Source organism: Zhengella mangrovi (assembly GCF_002727065.1).
Lineage (GTDB): Bacteria > Pseudomonadota > Alphaproteobacteria > Rhizobiales > Rhizobiaceae > Zhengella > Zhengella mangrovi.
In genome coordinates this window covers 1-614 of record NZ_PDVP01000072.1, presented here as the reverse complement: position 1 = coordinate 614, position 614 = coordinate 1, and the positions used below count along the sequence as shown (strand labels likewise).

General features: G+C 57.5%; 1 protein-coding gene. It reads left to right on the top strand.

Annotation, left to right across the window (positions count from 1 at the left end; all coding sequences use genetic code 11):
* Nucleotides 1-68 precede the first annotated feature (68 nt).
* A partial coding sequence (locus CSC94_RS24435; RefSeq protein WP_280950012.1) for a flavoprotein occupies nucleotides 69-614 on the top strand: 546 nt, incomplete at its 3' end.

Here is a 614-nt window from a genome sequence, read left to right as displayed (position 1 = left end):
GCGAAAGGACCATTGCGCGTCCTACGAAACGACCACGAGCATGGTCAGGTCTACTGCAGCGCCTCGTCATGCCACAGCAGATCGATGAAATCCTTGATAGCCAGATTCTGCACCATGAAAGCGATCACGAGGGGCTCGATGAGTTGATCGCGGCAGACCATTTGCTGGTAGCCAATGATGCGGCATCTCTTCTTGGACTGGCAGAAGTTGCACGGTCTTCGGCTCCCTCGTTTCACTTGCGTCCGGGCCAGCCGCAGTGCGGAAATCTCGTGGTCGGATGCACCGGAAGTGTCGTTGCAGGATTGATGGCGCAGACGATTCTCAGCCTACGTTTCAGCGGCTTCCAGGAGCAGCTTGACGTGATTTTGACGGACACAGCGACACGTTTCGTCACACGCGAATTCATAGAAGCCTACGGCATCCGGGTCTGGCGTGATGGCTTTGAGCAACAGGACAATCTGCGGGTGCCCCATGTAGCGCTGGCCTCGTCGGCCAATCTGATATGCGTAATCCCTGCCACGGCCGACGCCCTTGACCGCATCGCGCGAAGTGCCTGCAACGATTTGCTCTCTCTTACGATCACCGCAAGCAAGGCTCCGGTTGTGCTGGCTCCT